The sequence below is a fragment of the Desertibacillus haloalkaliphilus genome (genome assembly GCF_019039105.1).
Taxonomy (GTDB): Bacteria; Bacillota; Bacilli; order Bacillales; family KJ1-10-99; genus Desertibacillus; species Desertibacillus haloalkaliphilus.
Genome location: NZ_JAHPIV010000631.1, coordinates 1 through 322, shown reverse-complemented (window position 1 = coordinate 322; position 322 = coordinate 1). Strand labels below are relative to the sequence as shown.

The following is a 322-nucleotide window of genomic DNA, read 5'->3' as shown; positions in this document are numbered from 1 at the left end:
ACATTATAGGGATAACAGAAATGCCAAGTTTAACTAATACATAAGTAATTGCTAGTAAACCCATCATTAAAATTACTTCGTTGCGAGAACCATTTGCAGCAAAAGCACCTGCAAAACAAAACGTAATAATCAGTGGTCCTAAATAGCTATAGCGTACTTGCACAATTTTGGCCACTTGTCTTGTAAAAATTAAAGCGACAAAAAACAGTAAGATGTTTGCAATGATAAGCCCAAATATAATGGCATAGGCTACGGTTCCTTGGTTCGTGAACATTGTAGGACCAGGAACAATTCCGTGTAAAATAAATGCCCCCAGTAAGAT

The 322-nt window shown here is 36.3% G+C and carries 1 protein-coding gene; it reads right to left on the bottom strand.

The window, feature by feature from the left end; all coding sequences use genetic code 11:
• Positions 1 to 322, bottom strand: a 322-nt coding sequence (locus KH400_RS23610) for a tripartite tricarboxylate transporter permease (RefSeq protein WP_217228775.1), incomplete at both ends; no start/stop codon positions are given.